The organism is Vibrio sp. 10N.261.52.A1 (assembly GCF_002876325.1).
Taxonomy (GTDB): domain Bacteria; phylum Pseudomonadota; class Gammaproteobacteria; order Enterobacterales; family Vibrionaceae; genus Vibrio; species Vibrio chagasii.
This window is the reverse complement of the sequence record NZ_MCYD01000031.1, coordinates 1-351: the sequence shown is the minus strand read 5'-3', so window position 1 is coordinate 351 and position 351 is coordinate 1. Positions and strand designations below refer to the sequence as shown.

Below are 351 nucleotides of genomic sequence, written 5' to 3'. Positions count from 1 at the left end.
ACAAGAAGTCTTTCTCATTACGGCGGAGGTTAAGCAGGCGAACTTCCAGCTCTTTAGTGATTTGTTTAGCTTCGCTCATTTGAGCAGTCGTATCTGCGAATTGCGAGGTGGTAAACAGCAATGAAATCATGCCGAAAATGGAAAACATTCCCAATGAATAGAGCTTTTTCTTTATATCCATAGATGTGACTCGTCTTTACTAAATTTAGGTATCTAAGGCTGGGCGTTTGACTGTGTTATCTTGCCCATGCTATTTCGTTATTTTTATCTTTTTACCAATAATGGGCGCTTTACAGGGGCTGTTTTGCCTCTATATCTCGCTATTGCACATTCATTGAAAATGCAAATAAG

The 351-nt window shown here is 39.3% G+C and carries 1 pseudogene; it reads right to left on the bottom strand.

Features of this window, described 5'->3' with window-relative positions:
• Positions 1–181: pseudogene (locus BCT81_RS28970) on the bottom strand (methyl-accepting chemotaxis protein); the annotation flags it as partial.
• Positions 182–351 lie beyond the last annotated feature (170 nt).